The organism is Sagittula sp. S175 (genome assembly GCF_049800975.1).
Lineage (GTDB): Bacteria > Pseudomonadota > Alphaproteobacteria > Rhodobacterales > Rhodobacteraceae > Sagittula.
This window is the reverse complement of record NZ_JBNAGB010000008.1, coordinates 184,399-197,670: the sequence shown is the minus strand read 5'-3', so window position 1 is coordinate 197,670 and position 13,272 is coordinate 184,399. Positions and strand designations below refer to the sequence as shown.

The 13,272-nt window shown below is 65.3% G+C and carries 12 protein-coding genes; 4 read left to right on the top strand and 8 right to left on the bottom strand.

Annotation, left to right across the window (positions count from 1 at the left end; genetic code table 11):
* Positions 1-158: 158 nt before the first annotated feature.
* The 3 genes from ACP16H_RS12775 to ACP16H_RS12765 all read right to left on the bottom strand — a co-directional run bounded on the left by ACP16H_RS12775 (position 159) and on the right by ACP16H_RS12765 (position 3,041).
* Complete coding sequence (locus tag ACP16H_RS12775; RefSeq protein WP_425072687.1) at positions 159-386, bottom strand: DUF1127 domain-containing protein; 228 nt, start codon at positions 384-386, stop codon at positions 159-161.
* Positions 387-582: 196 nt separating this feature from the next.
* Positions 583-1,683 (bottom strand): GTP cyclohydrolase FolE2, encoded by a 1,101-nt coding sequence (gene folE2 / locus ACP16H_RS12770; protein ID WP_425072686.1) that lies wholly within the window; start codon positions 1,681-1,683, stop codon positions 583-585.
* A 173-nt stretch (positions 1,684-1,856) separates the two neighbouring features.
* Positions 1,857-3,041 carry a trans-sulfuration enzyme family protein gene (locus tag ACP16H_RS12765; protein WP_425072685.1) on the bottom strand — a complete coding sequence of 395 codons (1,185 nt, stop codon included), beginning with the start codon at positions 3,039-3,041 and terminating at the stop codon, positions 1,857-1,859.
* A gap of 223 nt (positions 3,042-3,264) precedes the next feature.
* On the opposite strand from ACP16H_RS12765, the gene ACP16H_RS12760 reads away from it, so the two are divergent.
* Together ACP16H_RS12760 and ACP16H_RS12755 are read left to right on the top strand one after the other, a co-directional pair.
* Positions 3,265-4,239 carry an alpha/beta fold hydrolase gene (locus tag ACP16H_RS12760; RefSeq protein ID WP_425072684.1) on the top strand — a complete coding sequence of 325 codons (975 nt, stop codon included), beginning with the start codon at positions 3,265-3,267 and terminating at the stop codon, positions 4,237-4,239.
* 152 nt (positions 4,240-4,391) lie between these two features.
* Entirely contained in the window at positions 4,392-6,281 is a 1,890-nt protein-coding gene (locus ACP16H_RS12755; RefSeq protein WP_425072683.1) for a monovalent cation:proton antiporter-2 (CPA2) family protein, read from the top strand.
* Positions 6,282-6,625: 344 nt separating this feature from the next.
* Here ACP16H_RS12755 and ACP16H_RS12750 read toward each other — a convergent pair whose 3' ends face one another.
* The 5 genes from ACP16H_RS12750 to ACP16H_RS12730 all read right to left on the bottom strand — a co-directional run bounded on the left by ACP16H_RS12750 (position 6,626) and on the right by ACP16H_RS12730 (position 11,827).
* Positions 6,626-7,132, bottom strand: coding sequence for a CarD family transcriptional regulator (locus ACP16H_RS12750; RefSeq protein ID WP_425072682.1), 507 nt, complete (start codon positions 7,130-7,132; stop codon positions 6,626-6,628).
* A 309-nt stretch (positions 7,133-7,441) separates the two neighbouring features.
* Entirely contained in the window at positions 7,442-7,780 is a 339-nt protein-coding gene (fdxA, locus tag ACP16H_RS12745) for a ferredoxin FdxA (RefSeq protein ID WP_425072681.1), read from the bottom strand.
* 48 nt (positions 7,781-7,828) lie between these two features.
* Entirely contained in the window at positions 7,829-8,191 is a 363-nt protein-coding gene (locus ACP16H_RS12740; RefSeq protein ID WP_425072680.1) for an RNA-binding S4 domain-containing protein, read from the bottom strand.
* Between the two features lie 42 nt (positions 8,192-8,233).
* The gene (locus tag ACP16H_RS12735) at positions 8,234-11,254 is read right to left on the bottom strand and encodes a helicase-related protein (RefSeq protein ID WP_425072679.1); all 3,021 of its coding nucleotides are present in this window, start codon (positions 11,252-11,254) and stop codon (positions 8,234-8,236) included.
* Between the two features lie 21 nt (positions 11,255-11,275).
* Complete coding sequence (locus ACP16H_RS12730) at positions 11,276-11,827, bottom strand: tetratricopeptide repeat protein (protein WP_425072678.1); 552 nt, start codon at positions 11,825-11,827, stop codon at positions 11,276-11,278.
* 87 nt (positions 11,828-11,914) lie between these two features.
* Here ACP16H_RS12730 and ACP16H_RS12725 point away from each other — a divergent pair, with 87 nt between their 5' ends.
* Together ACP16H_RS12725 and ACP16H_RS12720 are read left to right on the top strand one after the other, a co-directional pair.
* The gene (locus tag ACP16H_RS12725; protein WP_425072677.1) at positions 11,915-12,205 is read left to right on the top strand and encodes an SCP2 sterol-binding domain-containing protein; all 291 of its coding nucleotides are present in this window, start codon (positions 11,915-11,917) and stop codon (positions 12,203-12,205) included.
* On the top strand, positions 12,205-13,167 hold the full coding sequence (locus ACP16H_RS12720; RefSeq protein WP_425072676.1) for an alpha/beta fold hydrolase: 963 nt from the start codon (positions 12,205-12,207) through the stop codon (positions 13,165-13,167). Before ACP16H_RS12725 ends, ACP16H_RS12720 begins: the two co-directional genes overlap by 1 nt.
* Positions 13,168-13,272 lie beyond the last annotated feature (105 nt).

The following is a 13,272-nucleotide window of genomic DNA, read 5'->3' as shown; positions in this document are numbered from 1 at the left end:
GGTAGCGACGGGCTGTGTCGGCGTGGCCAGAGCGTGGCATGGGGGTGGCATGGAGCGTGACATGGAGCTTGGTCCGGATGCCCGAGTTGCGGATTGCGGGGGCAAATTGCCGGCTGACAATTTAACCAATCTGCGCGATTGCGGGGGCAAATACACGCCTAGGCGGCAAGCAAGTCACGGAACACATGCGGCAGGATCTGATCCCGCGTCAGACCGATGTCGGCCAGTTCGTGATCCGTCCGGACCTCCAGTTCGATGATCTCCCTCAGGCGGGATCGCCGCAGGGAGGATGGATTGAAGCCCAGCCCCCGCTCGACAAAAAACGTGTCGATCCTGCGGTTCAGAGATGTGTGGCCCATGCGGAGTTGGACATTGTCGCGCGTCATACCCGGAAACCTCGTGTTGTGTCGGTTTCCTCCCATCACGAGAAAGCCTGCCACGAATATCGTGACAGGCCCGTTAACATTTCCGTAGATCGGCGGACTTTCGTGGGCTTGCCTGAGAAAGCAGCGCCCTTTCCCGTGACCGCCTGCCGGTTCAGCCCGCCTTGTCAGGCTCCCGAGCCCCCGGTGAGGCGCCCCGTCAGCCGACGTGGAACAGGCTGGCGAAGAGTTTGGGGTCGAGGCTGTCCTGCGCAAAGCGCGTGCCTTCGGTCAGGACAGACACCGCGTCATGCGAATGCAGGCTCTCCTGATGGCTCGCCACGACGCGGAAATCGCCAATGCGCGGATCGGCCTGCAACTGCTCGGCAAAGAGCCGCGCCGCATCCTCGACAAAGATCGGGTTGGCGGCGTTGAGTTCGGCAAAGGCCTGTTCGTCCTCGCGTTTCACCATGACCTGCGTTTCGGTCGGCACGGCGCGGCGGCACATGTCGATCAGGTCCTCGAACCACAGGCAATCGCCGGGGCGCACCTCGGCCGACAGGCGCGCGACGGAGCGCTGCGAGTGCGGCGTCGCCAGCTGGCCGCGTTCGCGGCGGGCATGCTCGGACAGTTCCAGCGAACACGGGCAGGTCGAGGAATAGACATAGTCGAGGTGCAGGATCTTCACCCGCTCGCCGTCCTTGTCCACCAGTTCCAGCGCGATGTCGTAATACTGGTAGCCCATCAGGCCCGAACGCAGGCTCTCGACCTTCAGCGGAAAGCGGAAGGACATGTTGATGCGCGCGTCAAAGCTGTCGAGGTCGGCCTTGTAGTCGTCCAGCGCCGCTTCGATCGTCTCGAAACTGAAGGTCTTGTCCGCATGGACATAGAAGGACCGCATGATGCGGCTCATGTTGATGCCCTTCTTGTCGGCATCTAGGCTGACGGTGCCGGTGACCGAGGTCTCCAGCGTCAGGTCGCCATTGTCGCGGGTATGATAGCGCAGCGGCAGGCGGAAGTTCGAGATGCCGACGTGCTGGATCACGCGGTTTGCGCCCCGGATCAGCGAGGACGGACCGTTTTGCAGGTCGGGCATGCGCGCCTTGTAATCGGCATCGACGGTGAAGCCTTCGGGGTAGTCGCGGGCCAGCACCGGGTATGCATCCGGCAACGCGTCGGGCGCGAGGCGCGCCAGCACGGGGTCCAGCTGCTCGATCTCGGCCTCGTGGGCCTGCCCGGCCCAGCGCTTCAGCAGCGCGAGCGCCTGTTCGGCCTCGTCGCGGCTGGGTTTGCGGTCGATTTCCGGCGTATGCACGTTCATGAGGGAGCCCCCCTTACCCTGTACCCCTGCCGCCTAACATATGTGCAGGCGGCAGGATTTCAAATTTCAGGTAGTCTACGCGCGAACCCGCCGTTCGGATCAACTTTTTCCGACGCTCATGGTCCTTTCCGCGCCGGACAGGCGCATGGGGATTTTGGATCGCCGTCGGGCGCTCAGGCGTTTTCCAGCGCCTGCATGAGGTCCGCCAGAAGGTCGTCCGGGTCTTCGAGGCCCACCGACAGCCGCACAAGCCCCGGTGTAATCCCGAGAATGTCCTTCTGCTCTTGCGGGACGCGCTGGTGCGTGGTGAAGGCGGGCGGGGTCACGATGGATTTCGAATCGGCGAAGTTGTTCGAGATCGAGAAGATCCGCAGCGCGTTCATGAAGGCAAAGCTGGCCTCGCGCCCACCCGCGATGTCGAAGGCCAGCACGGTGCCGCCCGATTCGGCCTGCTGCATGGCCACCGCGTGCTGCGGGTGGCTGGGCAGACCGGGATAGCTGACGCGGCTCACCTTGGGGTGCTTTTCCAGCTCGGCTGCGATACGCAGCGCACCGGCCGCCTGCGCGCGGACCCGCAGGTCCAGCGTGTCGAGCGATTTCAGATGCACCCACGCGCTGAACGGGTTCAGTGCCGCGCCGGTGTGTTTCATGTAGGTCTCGATGGAGCCGCGGATGGTCTCGCGGTCACCGCAGACCACGCCGCCCAGCATCCGCCCCTGCCCGTCCACGTGCTTGGTGGTGGAGATGACGCAGATGTCCGCGCCACAGGCCGACGCGTAGGAGAAGATCGGCGTCGCCATGGCGTCGTCGACGACAACCTTGGCGCCGTTGCGATGGGCGACGTCCACCACATGCTTCAGGTCGATGACCTCCAGCGTCGGGTTGGAGATCGCCTCGAGGAAGACCAGCGCAGTGTCGGGGCGGATCGCCGCCTCCCACGCTGCATTGTCGGTGCCGTCCACCAGCGTGATCTCGACCCCGAAACGCGCCAGCACGTTTTCCAGCACATAGAGGCACGACCCAAAGAGCGCGCGCGAGGACACAACGTGATCGCCCGCCTTCAGGAGCGCCATGAGCGCGCCGTTCACCGCCGCCATGCCCGACGCCGTGGCAAAGGCATCCTCGTAGCCGCAAATCGCCGCCATGCGGTCCTCGAACATGCGCACGGTGGGGTTGCCGTAGCGGGCGTAGATGAACTCGTCCTCACCAGCCTTGATGAAGCGCTGCTCGGCGGCTTCGGCGGTGTCGTAGACGAACCCCTGGGTGAGAAAGAGCGCCTCGCTCACCTCGCCATACTGCGAACGGCGGGTGCCGCCATGGACCAGCGTCGTGCGTTTGCCCGGTTTCTTGTCGGTCATGTCTCGTGTTCCTTCGAACAAAAAAGCCCCGTTTCGGCCAAGCGAAAGGGGCTTTCGTCTGACCTCTTTAGCGGTTTTTGAAGGGTCTTCGCCCGCCGTGGCCCGCAATCCGGTAACAAATCGCCACAGACCGCTGCATAGGCCCGTTAAGAACTGATTTCAAGACCGTCACAGAACGGTCACCGCGTCTTCATTCACGTTTTGCAGCCTTGGCCTATTGGCCATGCTGAAGGACGACGTGGAGCGCGCCATGCCCATGCTACGCATCACCGCTGACGACGACACGCCCCGGCTGCACGGGGCCTCGACGCCGCTGCTGCCCGTCCTGCGCCATGCGCTGGCAAGCGACCCGGGCCCGGTGACGATCATGGTGCATGGGTTCAAATACGCGCCGGGGGTGGCGGGGCGGTGCCCGCACGCCTCGATCTTTGCCCGCGACGTGACCCCGGTGCGCGGGCGCGAGATCAGCTGGCCGCGCCATCTGGGCCTGCGGGGGCAGCGCGGCGAAGGTCTGGGGGTGTCGTTCGGCTGGCCAGCGCATTGTTCCATCTGGCAGGCGCATGCACGGGCGGAACAGGCGGGCGTGGCGCTGGCGCGCATGGTGGCGATGATCCGCGACCTGTCGCCCAGGCGCCCCGTGCATGTCGTCGCGCATTCGCTGGGCGCACGGGTGGCGCTGGCGGCGGTGCGCGCGGGCCAGCCGGGGGCCATCACCCGCACCATCCTGCTGGCCGCCGCCGAATATGGCGAGACCGCCCGCGCCGCCCTCTCCTCGGACGCGGGGCGCCAGACGCAGGTCCTGAACGTCACCAGCCGGGAAAACGACCTGTTCGACTTCCTGATGGAGCGCGCCGTTGCCTCGCACCATCCGGGCGACCGGATGCTGGGGCACTTCCCGACGCATCTGCCCAACATGGTCACCCTGCAACTGGACGACCCGGAGGCGCTGGCCGCGCTGCGCCGCGCAGGCTACCCCATCGCCCCGCCCGAACGCCGGGTCTGCCACTGGTCGCCCTACCTGCGCGCCGGCGTGTTTCCGCTCTATTGCGCCTTCCTGTCGGGCGAGATGCCGCTGCCGGTGCTGCGCGCCGCCCTGCCCGAGGCCCCTGCCCCGCGCTGGTCCCGCCTGCTGCCGCTGCGCGCCCTGCGTGCCAGTCGGGCCAGCCGTGACGCTCCCCATGGCGTGACGCAGGCATGACAGGGGCCTGAACCGGTCACGACCCGCGCGTGAGCAACATTTCAATTGATGACGGATAAGTTCCCGCATGGGGGGCGGCTCATGTTGCGTTTCCCCCGCGTCGCAACGCATCATGCGGCAAAGCAGCCCCCGATCCGCAGGACCCCCTTCCGTTGAACGATTTTCTTTTCCAGGCCTCCGTTTTCCTTGCCGCCGCCGTCATCACAGTACCCATCGCCTCGCGCATGGGGCTGGGGTCGGTGCTGGGCTACCTGATCGCCGGGCTCATCATCGGGCCGGGGCTGGGACTGGTGGCCCATACCGAGGACCTGCGCCACTTTGCCGAGTTCGGCGTGGTCATGATGCTCTTCATCATCGGGCTGGAGCTGGAGCCGCGCGCGCTGTGGGACATGCGGCACCGGCTGATCGGCATGGGCGGCTTGCAGATCACGCTGACCATGGTGGCGGTCATGCTGGGCTGTATCTGGATGGGGTATGCCTGGCAGACCTCGCTGGCGATCGGCATGACGATCGCGCTGTCCTCGACCGCCATCGTGCTGCAGACGCTGAACGAAAAGGGGCTGATGCAGACGAACGGCGGACGCTCGGCCTTTTCCGTGCTGCTGACGCAGGACATCGCCGTCATTCCCATGCTGATCGTGTTCCCGCTGCTGGCCGTCGTGCCGACGGTCGCGGCCAACCCGGACGGGTCGATCCGGCGGGCCATCGACAATGGCGCGGTCCACGCGGCGGACGATCACGCCAGCATGTCACTGGTGGCCGGGCTGGAAGGCTGGCAGGCCGCCGGTGTGACGCTGGGCATCATCGCGGCGATCATTATCGCAGGGGTCTACGGCGCGCGGCCGCTATTTCGCTATATCCACGGCTCGCGCCTGCCCGAGATGTTCACCGCCGTGGCGCTGCTGATCGTGCTGGGCATTGCCTTCCTGATGAACCTCGTGGGCCTCTCGCCCGCGCTGGGGACCTTTCTGGCGGGGGTGGTGCTGGCCAACTCGGAATTCCGGCACGAGCTGGAGTCGGACATCGAACCCTTCAAGGGTCTGCTGCTGGGGCTGTTCTTCATCACCGTGGGCGCGGGCATCGATGTCGAGCGGCTGATGGCCGAACCGCTGTTGATGCTGGGCCTCGCCGTTGCGGTCATCGTGGTAAAGGGCGCCGTGCTCTATATCCTCGCCCGCGCCTTTGGCCTGCGCAAGCGGGGGCAATGGCTGTTCACGCTGGGCCTGGCGCAGGCGGGGGAGTTCGGCTTCGTGCTGGTGTCCTTCGGCGTGGCGCAGAAGGTCTTTCCCGAGGTGCTTGCCAGCCGCTTGCTGTTGGTGGTGGCGCTGTCGATGCTCATCACGCCGCTGCTGTTCCTGATCTTCGACCAGCTGCGCGCGCGCCTCGAGGCGGCGCAGGAGCACCGCGAGGCGGATGTGATCGACGAGGAAGGCCCGGTCATCATCGCAGGCATCGGGCGGTTCGGGCAGGTGGTGAACCGGCTGGTGATGTCCTCGGGCTTTCGCACCGTGGTGCTGGACCGCGACATGGAGACGATCCAGCTGATGCGGCGGTTTGGCTACAAGGGATTCTTTGGCGACCCGACCCGGCCGGAACTGCTGCACGCGGCGGGGCTGGGATCGGCGCGGGTGCTGGTGGCGGCGCTGGACGACCACAAGTCCACGACCAAGCTGGTGGCCTATGCCCGCCGGGTCCGCCCCGACCTGCACATCGTGGCGCGTGCGCGGGACCGCAACCACGTCTACGCGCTGTACCAGGCGGGGGCCGATGACATCGTGCGCGAGATGTTCGATTCGTCCCTGCGCGCGGGGCGCTACGTGCTGGAGAACGTGGGCATGTCGGATTACGAGGCCGCGATTGCCGAAGAGACGTTTTACCACCACGACCGCCACACGGTGCGCGAACTGGCAAAACTGTGGAACCCGACGGTGCCCGCCGCCGAGAACGAAGCCTACATCGACCGCGCCCGCGAGCTGGAAAAGGAGCTGGAGACGGCCCTGTTCACCGCGCTGGAAGAGCGCGGCAAGAAGGATGTGGCCTGAAAGGCGATCCGGGAGGGGCGATCCGGGAGGGGCGTTCTGAGGAGGCTTTCACTTTGGCTGCGCCAAAGCGACCGGCGCGGCCCTGCGGGCCGCTTGGAATTGGGGGAAGCGCTGCTTCCCCGGGGCATGGCCCGTTCAGCCCTCGAACCGTCCCCCGGACGGTTCGCCGCGCGAAATGCGCGGACCGGGCTTCACCCCCATCGCGGTATTTTCATCAAGATGAAGGAAGCAGCGGGCGAGACATTCCGACCGGGCTGCTTGGGGACCGACGCGTTATGCGGCGCACCGAAAAGAAAAACGGCGCCCGCTTGGGACGCCGTTTCTGTGTTGGACCGGTCGGGCGCTTAAGCGGCGCGCAGGCCGAGGACTTCGTCAACCTGCTTGGCGGCAGCCGCCTCGTCACCGGAAACGGCGGCGATTTCGCGGGTCAGGCGCTCCAGCGCGGCCTCGTAAAGCTGACGCTCGGAGTAGGACTGTTCGCGCTGGTCGTCGGCGCGGTGCAGGTCGCGCACCACTTCGGCGATGGCGATCAGGTCGCCCGAGTTGATCTTTTGCTCGTACTCCTGGGCGCGACGCGACCACATGGCGCGCTTCACCTTGGCCTTGCCCTTGAGCGTCTTCATCGCCTCGTTCACCACGTCCGGGGACGAGAGCGAGCGCATGCCGATTTCCGTGGCCTTATGGGTGGGCACCCGCAGGGTCATCTTGTCCTTCTCGAAGGAGATCACGAAGAGCTCGAGGCTGATGCCCGCGATCTCCTGCTCCTCGATCGACATGATCTGGCCGACGCCATGCGCCGGGTAGACCACGTAATCGTTGGGACGGAATTCGGACTTTTTCGCTTTGGTCATATAAGTCTTTCCTCGCAGCATCGACAGGACTTGCGCTGGCACTCGTCGGCGACAAAAAAGGTGCGCGGGAACCCAGTGGATTTCCGTTCACCTGTGTGTGTCAGCTTACGATTTCAGGCCCCCAGAGGCATGAGGGCGTGCCGCCCCGCGCAATATGTCTTCATGTGAGGCATAGGTATAACATAAAAAGGGCGCTACTCCTAGCGCCCTCCCCATCCGAGATTATCGTTCTTTAACAGCGTCTTGGCGGGCGCGCTTGGCACCCGCACACGAAAACGCGACCGAATCGACCCGGCGATTCGCGGCGTGTCAGCCGCCGACACCCGGGTTCGGCGAGAAGTACTTGTTCAGCTTGTCGGTCTCGCCGTCGCGTTCCTCGGCCTCGGGCAGCTGGTCCTTCTTGGTGATGATGACCGGCCATTCCTCGGAGTACTTGCGGTTGAACTCCACCCATTTCTCCATGTCCGGCTCGGTGTCAGGACGGATCGCATCGGCGGGGCATTCCGGTTCGCAGACGCCGCAGTCGATGCATTCGTCGGGGTGGATCACCAGCATGTTCTCGCCTTCGTAGAAGCAATCCACGGGGCAGACCTCGACGCAGTCGGTGTATTTGCAGGCGATGCAGTTGTCGATGACGACATAGGTCATGGCGGTGTCCTCAAATCGGTTTCGGTCTTGCTAATCCAGCACTTCGGATCATTCAAGCGCGGATGGCCGTGCTTTTTCGAACAAGCGCCTGTCCTTTTTGGTAGGTCTGCCGCCCTGCTCGATCACGGGCGCCGCAGGGTCGCGTTCGCGCGGTGCCGGCGGGTCGAGATCGTCATACAGCGCCTGCGCCTCGGGGGCTGGGCCGCGGCGCTCGCCCGGGGCCAGCACGCGGATCACCCGCACGTCGCGTGCCTGCGCAAACGTCAGCACATCGCCGGGGGAAACGCAAAACGCCGGTTTCGCAACCGGCGTTCCGTTGACGCGGACGCCTGCCGACACGACCTTTGCGGCCAGGCTGCGGGTCTTGAAGAACCGCGCATGCCAAAGCCACTTGTCGATGCGGATCTTCACCCGGCCCGCATCCACGGTCGTTTCGACAGGTTTTCCCGCCACTTACTTCTTGTCCTTCAGCCCCATGAGCGCCGCTGCAAAGGGGTTGTCCGGGTCGATGGCCTTTTCCTTGCGGGGCGGACGCGCCTCGAAGGACTTGGGACCACGGTCACGGTCACCTTTCGGCCCGCCCTTGCCCTTGGGACCACCCTTGCCCTTGCCGCCGCCGCGCGGACGGTCGCCACGCTCACCGCGCTCGCCGCCTTGCGCGTCACGACGCTGGCCCTGACCGCCCTCGCGACGCTGACCACGCTGGCCACCACCGCCTCCGCGACGCTGCTGGTTGCCGCGATTGCCGCCCCAGGTGAAGGTGTAGAAGGTCTCGACCTCGGCACCGGCCACCGCCGCGTCCGGAGTTTCGCCGGGGAGGATTTCCTCCTCGGGCGTTTCCGGGATCACGTTCTCGTTGGACAGCGCGTCCTCCGAGGTCTCGGCAGGGTTCTCGGCAATCGGAGCCTCGCCCTGATCGGTGATCTCGGCCACGGCTTCGGGCACATCGGCGGGCGCAACCGCCTCCCCCGCGCCGGGTTCCAGCGTCGGCGGGGTCTCGGCGGCAATGTCCATCACCGGCGTATCCGCGGGCAGATGGGTGGCGTCGCCCTCGACCTGCTCGCCGGTCTCGGCCTCGATGACGGTGTCGACCGGCTTGACCTTGGTCCGCTCGCCCTTCTCGGCGCGGTAACCCAGACCCGCCATCAGGTCGGCGAACTGCTCCAGCGTCATGCCGGTGATCGACAGCATGTCGGCCTTGGCCTCGAAACCGCCACGCGAATCCTCGGCGCGCAGCATGTCGGCCAGACGCTCCAGCATGTCGATGCGGATCGCACGCGCACCGGCCTTGCGGTAGCCAGACAGCGTGTAATGCTGCGCCGGGACTTCGGTGAGGTTCGGCACGGTGACCAGCCCCGGCGGGGGCGCCTCGGGGAATTCGTCCAGACCGTTTGCCAGCGACCACAGCACCAGACGCAGGCGCGTCGGCGCGGGCTTCAGCAGCAGCGGCATGAAAATGGTGAACTGGCCGAAACGCACACCGTGCTTGCGCAGCGCGCCACGGGCGTCCTGATCCAGAGACTTCACCTCGTCGGCGATCTCGGCGCGCGGGATGATGCCCATGTTTTCGACCAAGCGGAAGGCAAAACCCCGCGCCAGACCGGTCAGCGCCTCGTCGTCGCGCATCTTCACCAGCGGCTCGAACAGCGCGGCGATCTTGCGGTCCATGAAGTGTTGCAGGCGGCGCTCGACCTTGGAGGTCACATCCGGCCCGGCCTCTTCGTCGACAAAGGCAACGATGCGCGGCTTCAGCGGGTCATCGCCCTTCGCCAGCTTGCCCACGGCCTGATCGCCCCACATGAGGCCACCCTGCTCGGTAAAGTCGATCTCGGTATCGGGCGCGTTGTAGAAACGGTCCGCGCGCAGGTGGAAATGCGGCGTGAGCGCCTGGATGGAGGCCTGGCGGAGGGTCTTGGCCTCCTGCCCGGTGGCATCCTTGTCCTGCCGGAAGCGGAAGCCCTCGAGCTTGCCCACGACATGACCTTCGACGGTCACTTCACCAGTATCGTTTACCTCGGCCAAGAGGGCCTCCTTCTGTTTCAACCGGCGAAGCAGGACGCTGGTCCGCCGGTCTACAAATCTTTGTGTCAGCCGGTCATGCAGCGCATCCGACAGGCGGTCTTCTACAGCGCGAGTCGTCCCGCGCCAATGCTCTTCGTCACGTGTCCAGTTCTTGCGCTGCGCAACATAGGTCCAAGTGCGAATATAGGCGAGCCGTTTCGACAACGTGTCAATGTCGCCATCGGTTCGATCAATTCTTTTGACCTGACGCGCCATGAAATCATCCGGGATTCCGCCGGATTGATGCAAATGACCGTAAATCGTGCTCAAAAGGCCCGCGTGTTCCGCCGGGCTGATGCCCCGGAAGTCCGGTATCCGGCAGACATCCCACAGCAGACGCACGCTTTCCACCGAGGACGCCCTTGCGCGGACTTCCGCCTCCGACGCCATGGCCCGCAGCGCACGCAGGTCGTCGGCCTCGCGCGCCTTGGACAGCACGTCGTGGTTCGGCGAGACATCAAGTGACCGATCCAGTGCATCGATAGACGCAAAGTTCAGCTCGGACGAGCGCCATTGCAGTTTCTTCAGCGGCGCGAACTGGTGGTTGACGATGGCCTCGGCCACGTCCTCATCCAGCGGCGAGGCTTCTCCGGTCACGCCAAAGGTGCCGTCCGACATGCCGCGCCCGGCCCGGCCCGCGATCTGCGCCAGCTCGTTGGGCATCAGCGGCCGCATCCGCCGCCCGTCGAACTTCGTCAAAGACGAAAAGGCCACGTGGTTGATGTCGAGGTTGAGACCCATGCCGATGGCGTCGGTCGCCACGAGGAAATCCACCTCGCCGTTCTGATACAAGTCTACCTGCGCGTTGCGCGTGCGCGGGGACAGCGCCCCCATGACCACCGCCGCCCCGCCCTTCTGCCGTTTCAGCAGCTCGGCGATGGCATAGACGTTATCGACCGAGAACCCGACGATGGCGGTGCGCGGTTGCAGGCGGGAAATCTTCTTCGACCCGGTGTAGACCAGCTGTGACATGCGCTCGCGCCGCACGAATTCGACGCCGGGGACCAGCTGGGCAATCGGCCCGCGCATGGTGTCGGCACCCAGAAACAGCGTCTCGGACGTGCCGCGCATCCGCAACAGGCGGTCGGTGAACACATGCCCGCGCTCCGGGTCCGCACAGAGCTGGATCTCGTCGATGGCGACGAAATCCGCGCCCATCCCCTCGGGCATGGCCTCGACCGTGCAGACCCAATAGGCGGCACGCGGCGGCACGATACGTTCCTCGCCCGTGACCAAAGCCACCACCGACGGCCCGCGCACCGCGACGATCCTGTCATAGACCTCGCGCGCCAGCAGCCGCAGCGGCAGACCGATCACCCCGGTCCGATAGCCGAGCATCCGCTCGATGGCGTAATGCGTCTTGCCCGTGTTGGTCGGGCCGAGAACGGCCGCGATCCTTGCTCTCTGCGCCATGCGCCTCACTCGGGATGTGTCTTACAGGGACACACCCTTTACCTTTGTTTCCAACCGCTCCATCGCCGCGATAACATCGGGGTCGTGAGGCCGCAGTTCCAGTACCCGTTCGTATGCATCATAGGCAAGCGCCAGATTTTCCAGCTGTTCGTGGATCGCCCCCACCCCGCGCAGCGCTCCGAAATGCTGCGGGTTCAGCGCCAGCGTGCGCTCCAGCGCATCCAGCGACGGCCCGAACTGCTCGCGTTCATAGTAAACCAGCGCCAGCCCGTGCCAGCCTTCGGCGAACTCCGGCGCATGGTCGGTCAGGGCGCGGAAATGCTCTTCGGCGGCGTCCAGGTCGTCCACCTCCAGCGCATCGCGCCCGCGTTTCAGCAGCAGGTCCATGGCGGGCGAGCCGGTCTTGGACCACTCCCCGATCACCTGATTCTCCAGCCTCTGGGCGGCGGTCTCCGTCTCTGCGCCCTGAAGCTCGGACATCAGTGTATCAAGGCGCTCCTCCGCCGATCCGGCGAATGGTACGGAAATCATGACTGTGGCAAGAAATGCCGTGACGGTATTTTTGAATTCCATGTCACCCGTGCTCATAACCTGTCATGAGTGTAGCGCCCGTGCGCAGGAATAACAGCGCACGTTTTAGAGAGACGTAAAGGAGCCCCCATGAGCGAAGTCGTGACCGCGGCCGTGACAGCCCTGCAATCCAAGATGAACGGTGAATCCTTCGACGGCAGCGCCAAGTTCGTGATCGAAGGCGAAGGCAGCCTGATCATCGAAGGCACCACCGTGCGCGAAGGCGACGATGACACCGACGTCACCCTCACCGCCGATCAGGAAACGTTTGAATCGATCCTCTCCGGCGACCTGAACCCCACCGCCGCCTTCATGGGCGGCAAGCTGACCGTTGACGGCGACATGGGCAAGGCCATGGCGCTGGCAGGAGTTCTTGCCTGATGACACTGACCCCCGCGCCCTTTTTCGCCGATCTCTCCGAAGGCCCCGCCGGTTCGCGCGCCTTCTGGGTCGAGGCGCCCGACCTGCTGCGGCTGCGCATCGCGCATTTCCCGTCGCAAGGCGCGCGGGGGACCGTCCTGCTGTTTCCGGGACGCACGGAATACGTTGAAAAATATGGCCGCACCGCCGCCGTTCTGGCCGAGGCCGGGTATCACACGCTGGCGATCGACTGGCGTGGGCAGGGTCTGGCCGACCGGATGCTGGTGGACCCGCGCACCGGCCATGTCGACGTGTTCGAGGACTACCAGCGCGATGTCGCGGCAATGAAGAGCATGGTCAAGGTGCTCGACCTGCCGCAGCCCATGCATCTGATCGCGCATTCCATGGGTGGCTGCATCGGTTTGCGCTCGCTGATGGACGGGCTGCCGGTGGCCTCCGCCGTGTTCACCGGTCCGATGTGGGGCATTCGCATCGCCAACCCGGTGCGCCCCGCCGCTTGGGCCATTTCGCGCGTGTCCAAATCCGTGGGTCTGGGGCATCTGTTCGCGCCGGGCACCGGGGCGACCAGCTATGTCATGGCGAATGAATTCGACGACAACACCCTGACCCGCGACCCCGAGATGTGGGACTACATGCGTCGCCAGCTGCTGGCGCATCCCGATCTGGAACTGGGCGGGCCGTCGCTGCACTGGCTGCACGAGGCCCTGGCCGAGACGCGGGTTCTGGCGCGCCGCCCCGCGCCCAACGTGCCCTGCATCTGTTTTTGCGGCACCAACGAGCGCATCGTCGACGTCGACCGCATCCGCACCCGCATGGCACATTGGCCGGGCGGGCGGCTGGAGATGGTACAGGACGCAGAGCACGAGATCCTGATGGAAATCCCGCAGACCCGCGCGCATGTCCTGTCCGAGATCGTCGCCCTCTTCGACAGCGCCGGTCAGACGCAGGCTTTGACCGCCTGACCTTAATGACGCAACGGATGCATTTACCCTGTTAAAGCGTTGAATGCGAACGGCCCGCCCAACACGGCGGGCCTTTTGGTTTCTGACGGGTAAATTCATGTCATG

What these genes read in the sequence shown, in the direction of transcription:
- ACP16H_RS12775 (WP_425072687.1), bottom strand. Translation starts at nt 386, where the DNA reads ATGACGCGCGACAATGTCCAACTCCGCATGGGCCACACATCTCTGAAC.
- folE2 (WP_425072686.1), bottom strand. Translation starts at nt 1,683, where the DNA reads ATGAACGTGCATACGCCGGAAATCGACCGCAAACCCAGCCGCGACGAG.
- ACP16H_RS12765 (WP_425072685.1), bottom strand. Translation starts at nt 3,041, where the DNA reads ATGACCGACAAGAAACCGGGCAAACGCACGACGCTGGTCCATGGCGGC.
- ACP16H_RS12760 (WP_425072684.1), top strand. Translation starts at nt 3,265, where the DNA reads ATGCTGAAGGACGACGTGGAGCGCGCCATGCCCATGCTACGCATCACC.
- ACP16H_RS12750 (WP_425072682.1), bottom strand. Translation starts at nt 7,132, where the DNA reads ATGACCAAAGCGAAAAAGTCCGAATTCCGTCCCAACGATTACGTGGTC.
- fdxA (WP_425072681.1), bottom strand. Translation starts at nt 7,780, where the DNA reads ATGACCTATGTCGTCATCGACAACTGCATCGCCTGCAAATACACCGAC.
- ACP16H_RS12735 (WP_425072679.1), bottom strand. Translation starts at nt 11,254, where the DNA reads ATGGCGCAGAGAGCAAGGATCGCGGCCGTTCTCGGCCCGACCAACACG.
- ACP16H_RS12730 (WP_425072678.1), bottom strand. Translation starts at nt 11,827, where the DNA reads ATGGAATTCAAAAATACCGTCACGGCATTTCTTGCCACAGTCATGATT.
- ACP16H_RS12725 (WP_425072677.1), top strand. Translation starts at nt 11,915, where the DNA reads ATGAGCGAAGTCGTGACCGCGGCCGTGACAGCCCTGCAATCCAAGATG.
- ACP16H_RS12720 (WP_425072676.1), top strand. Translation starts at nt 12,205, where the DNA reads ATGACACTGACCCCCGCGCCCTTTTTCGCCGATCTCTCCGAAGGCCCC.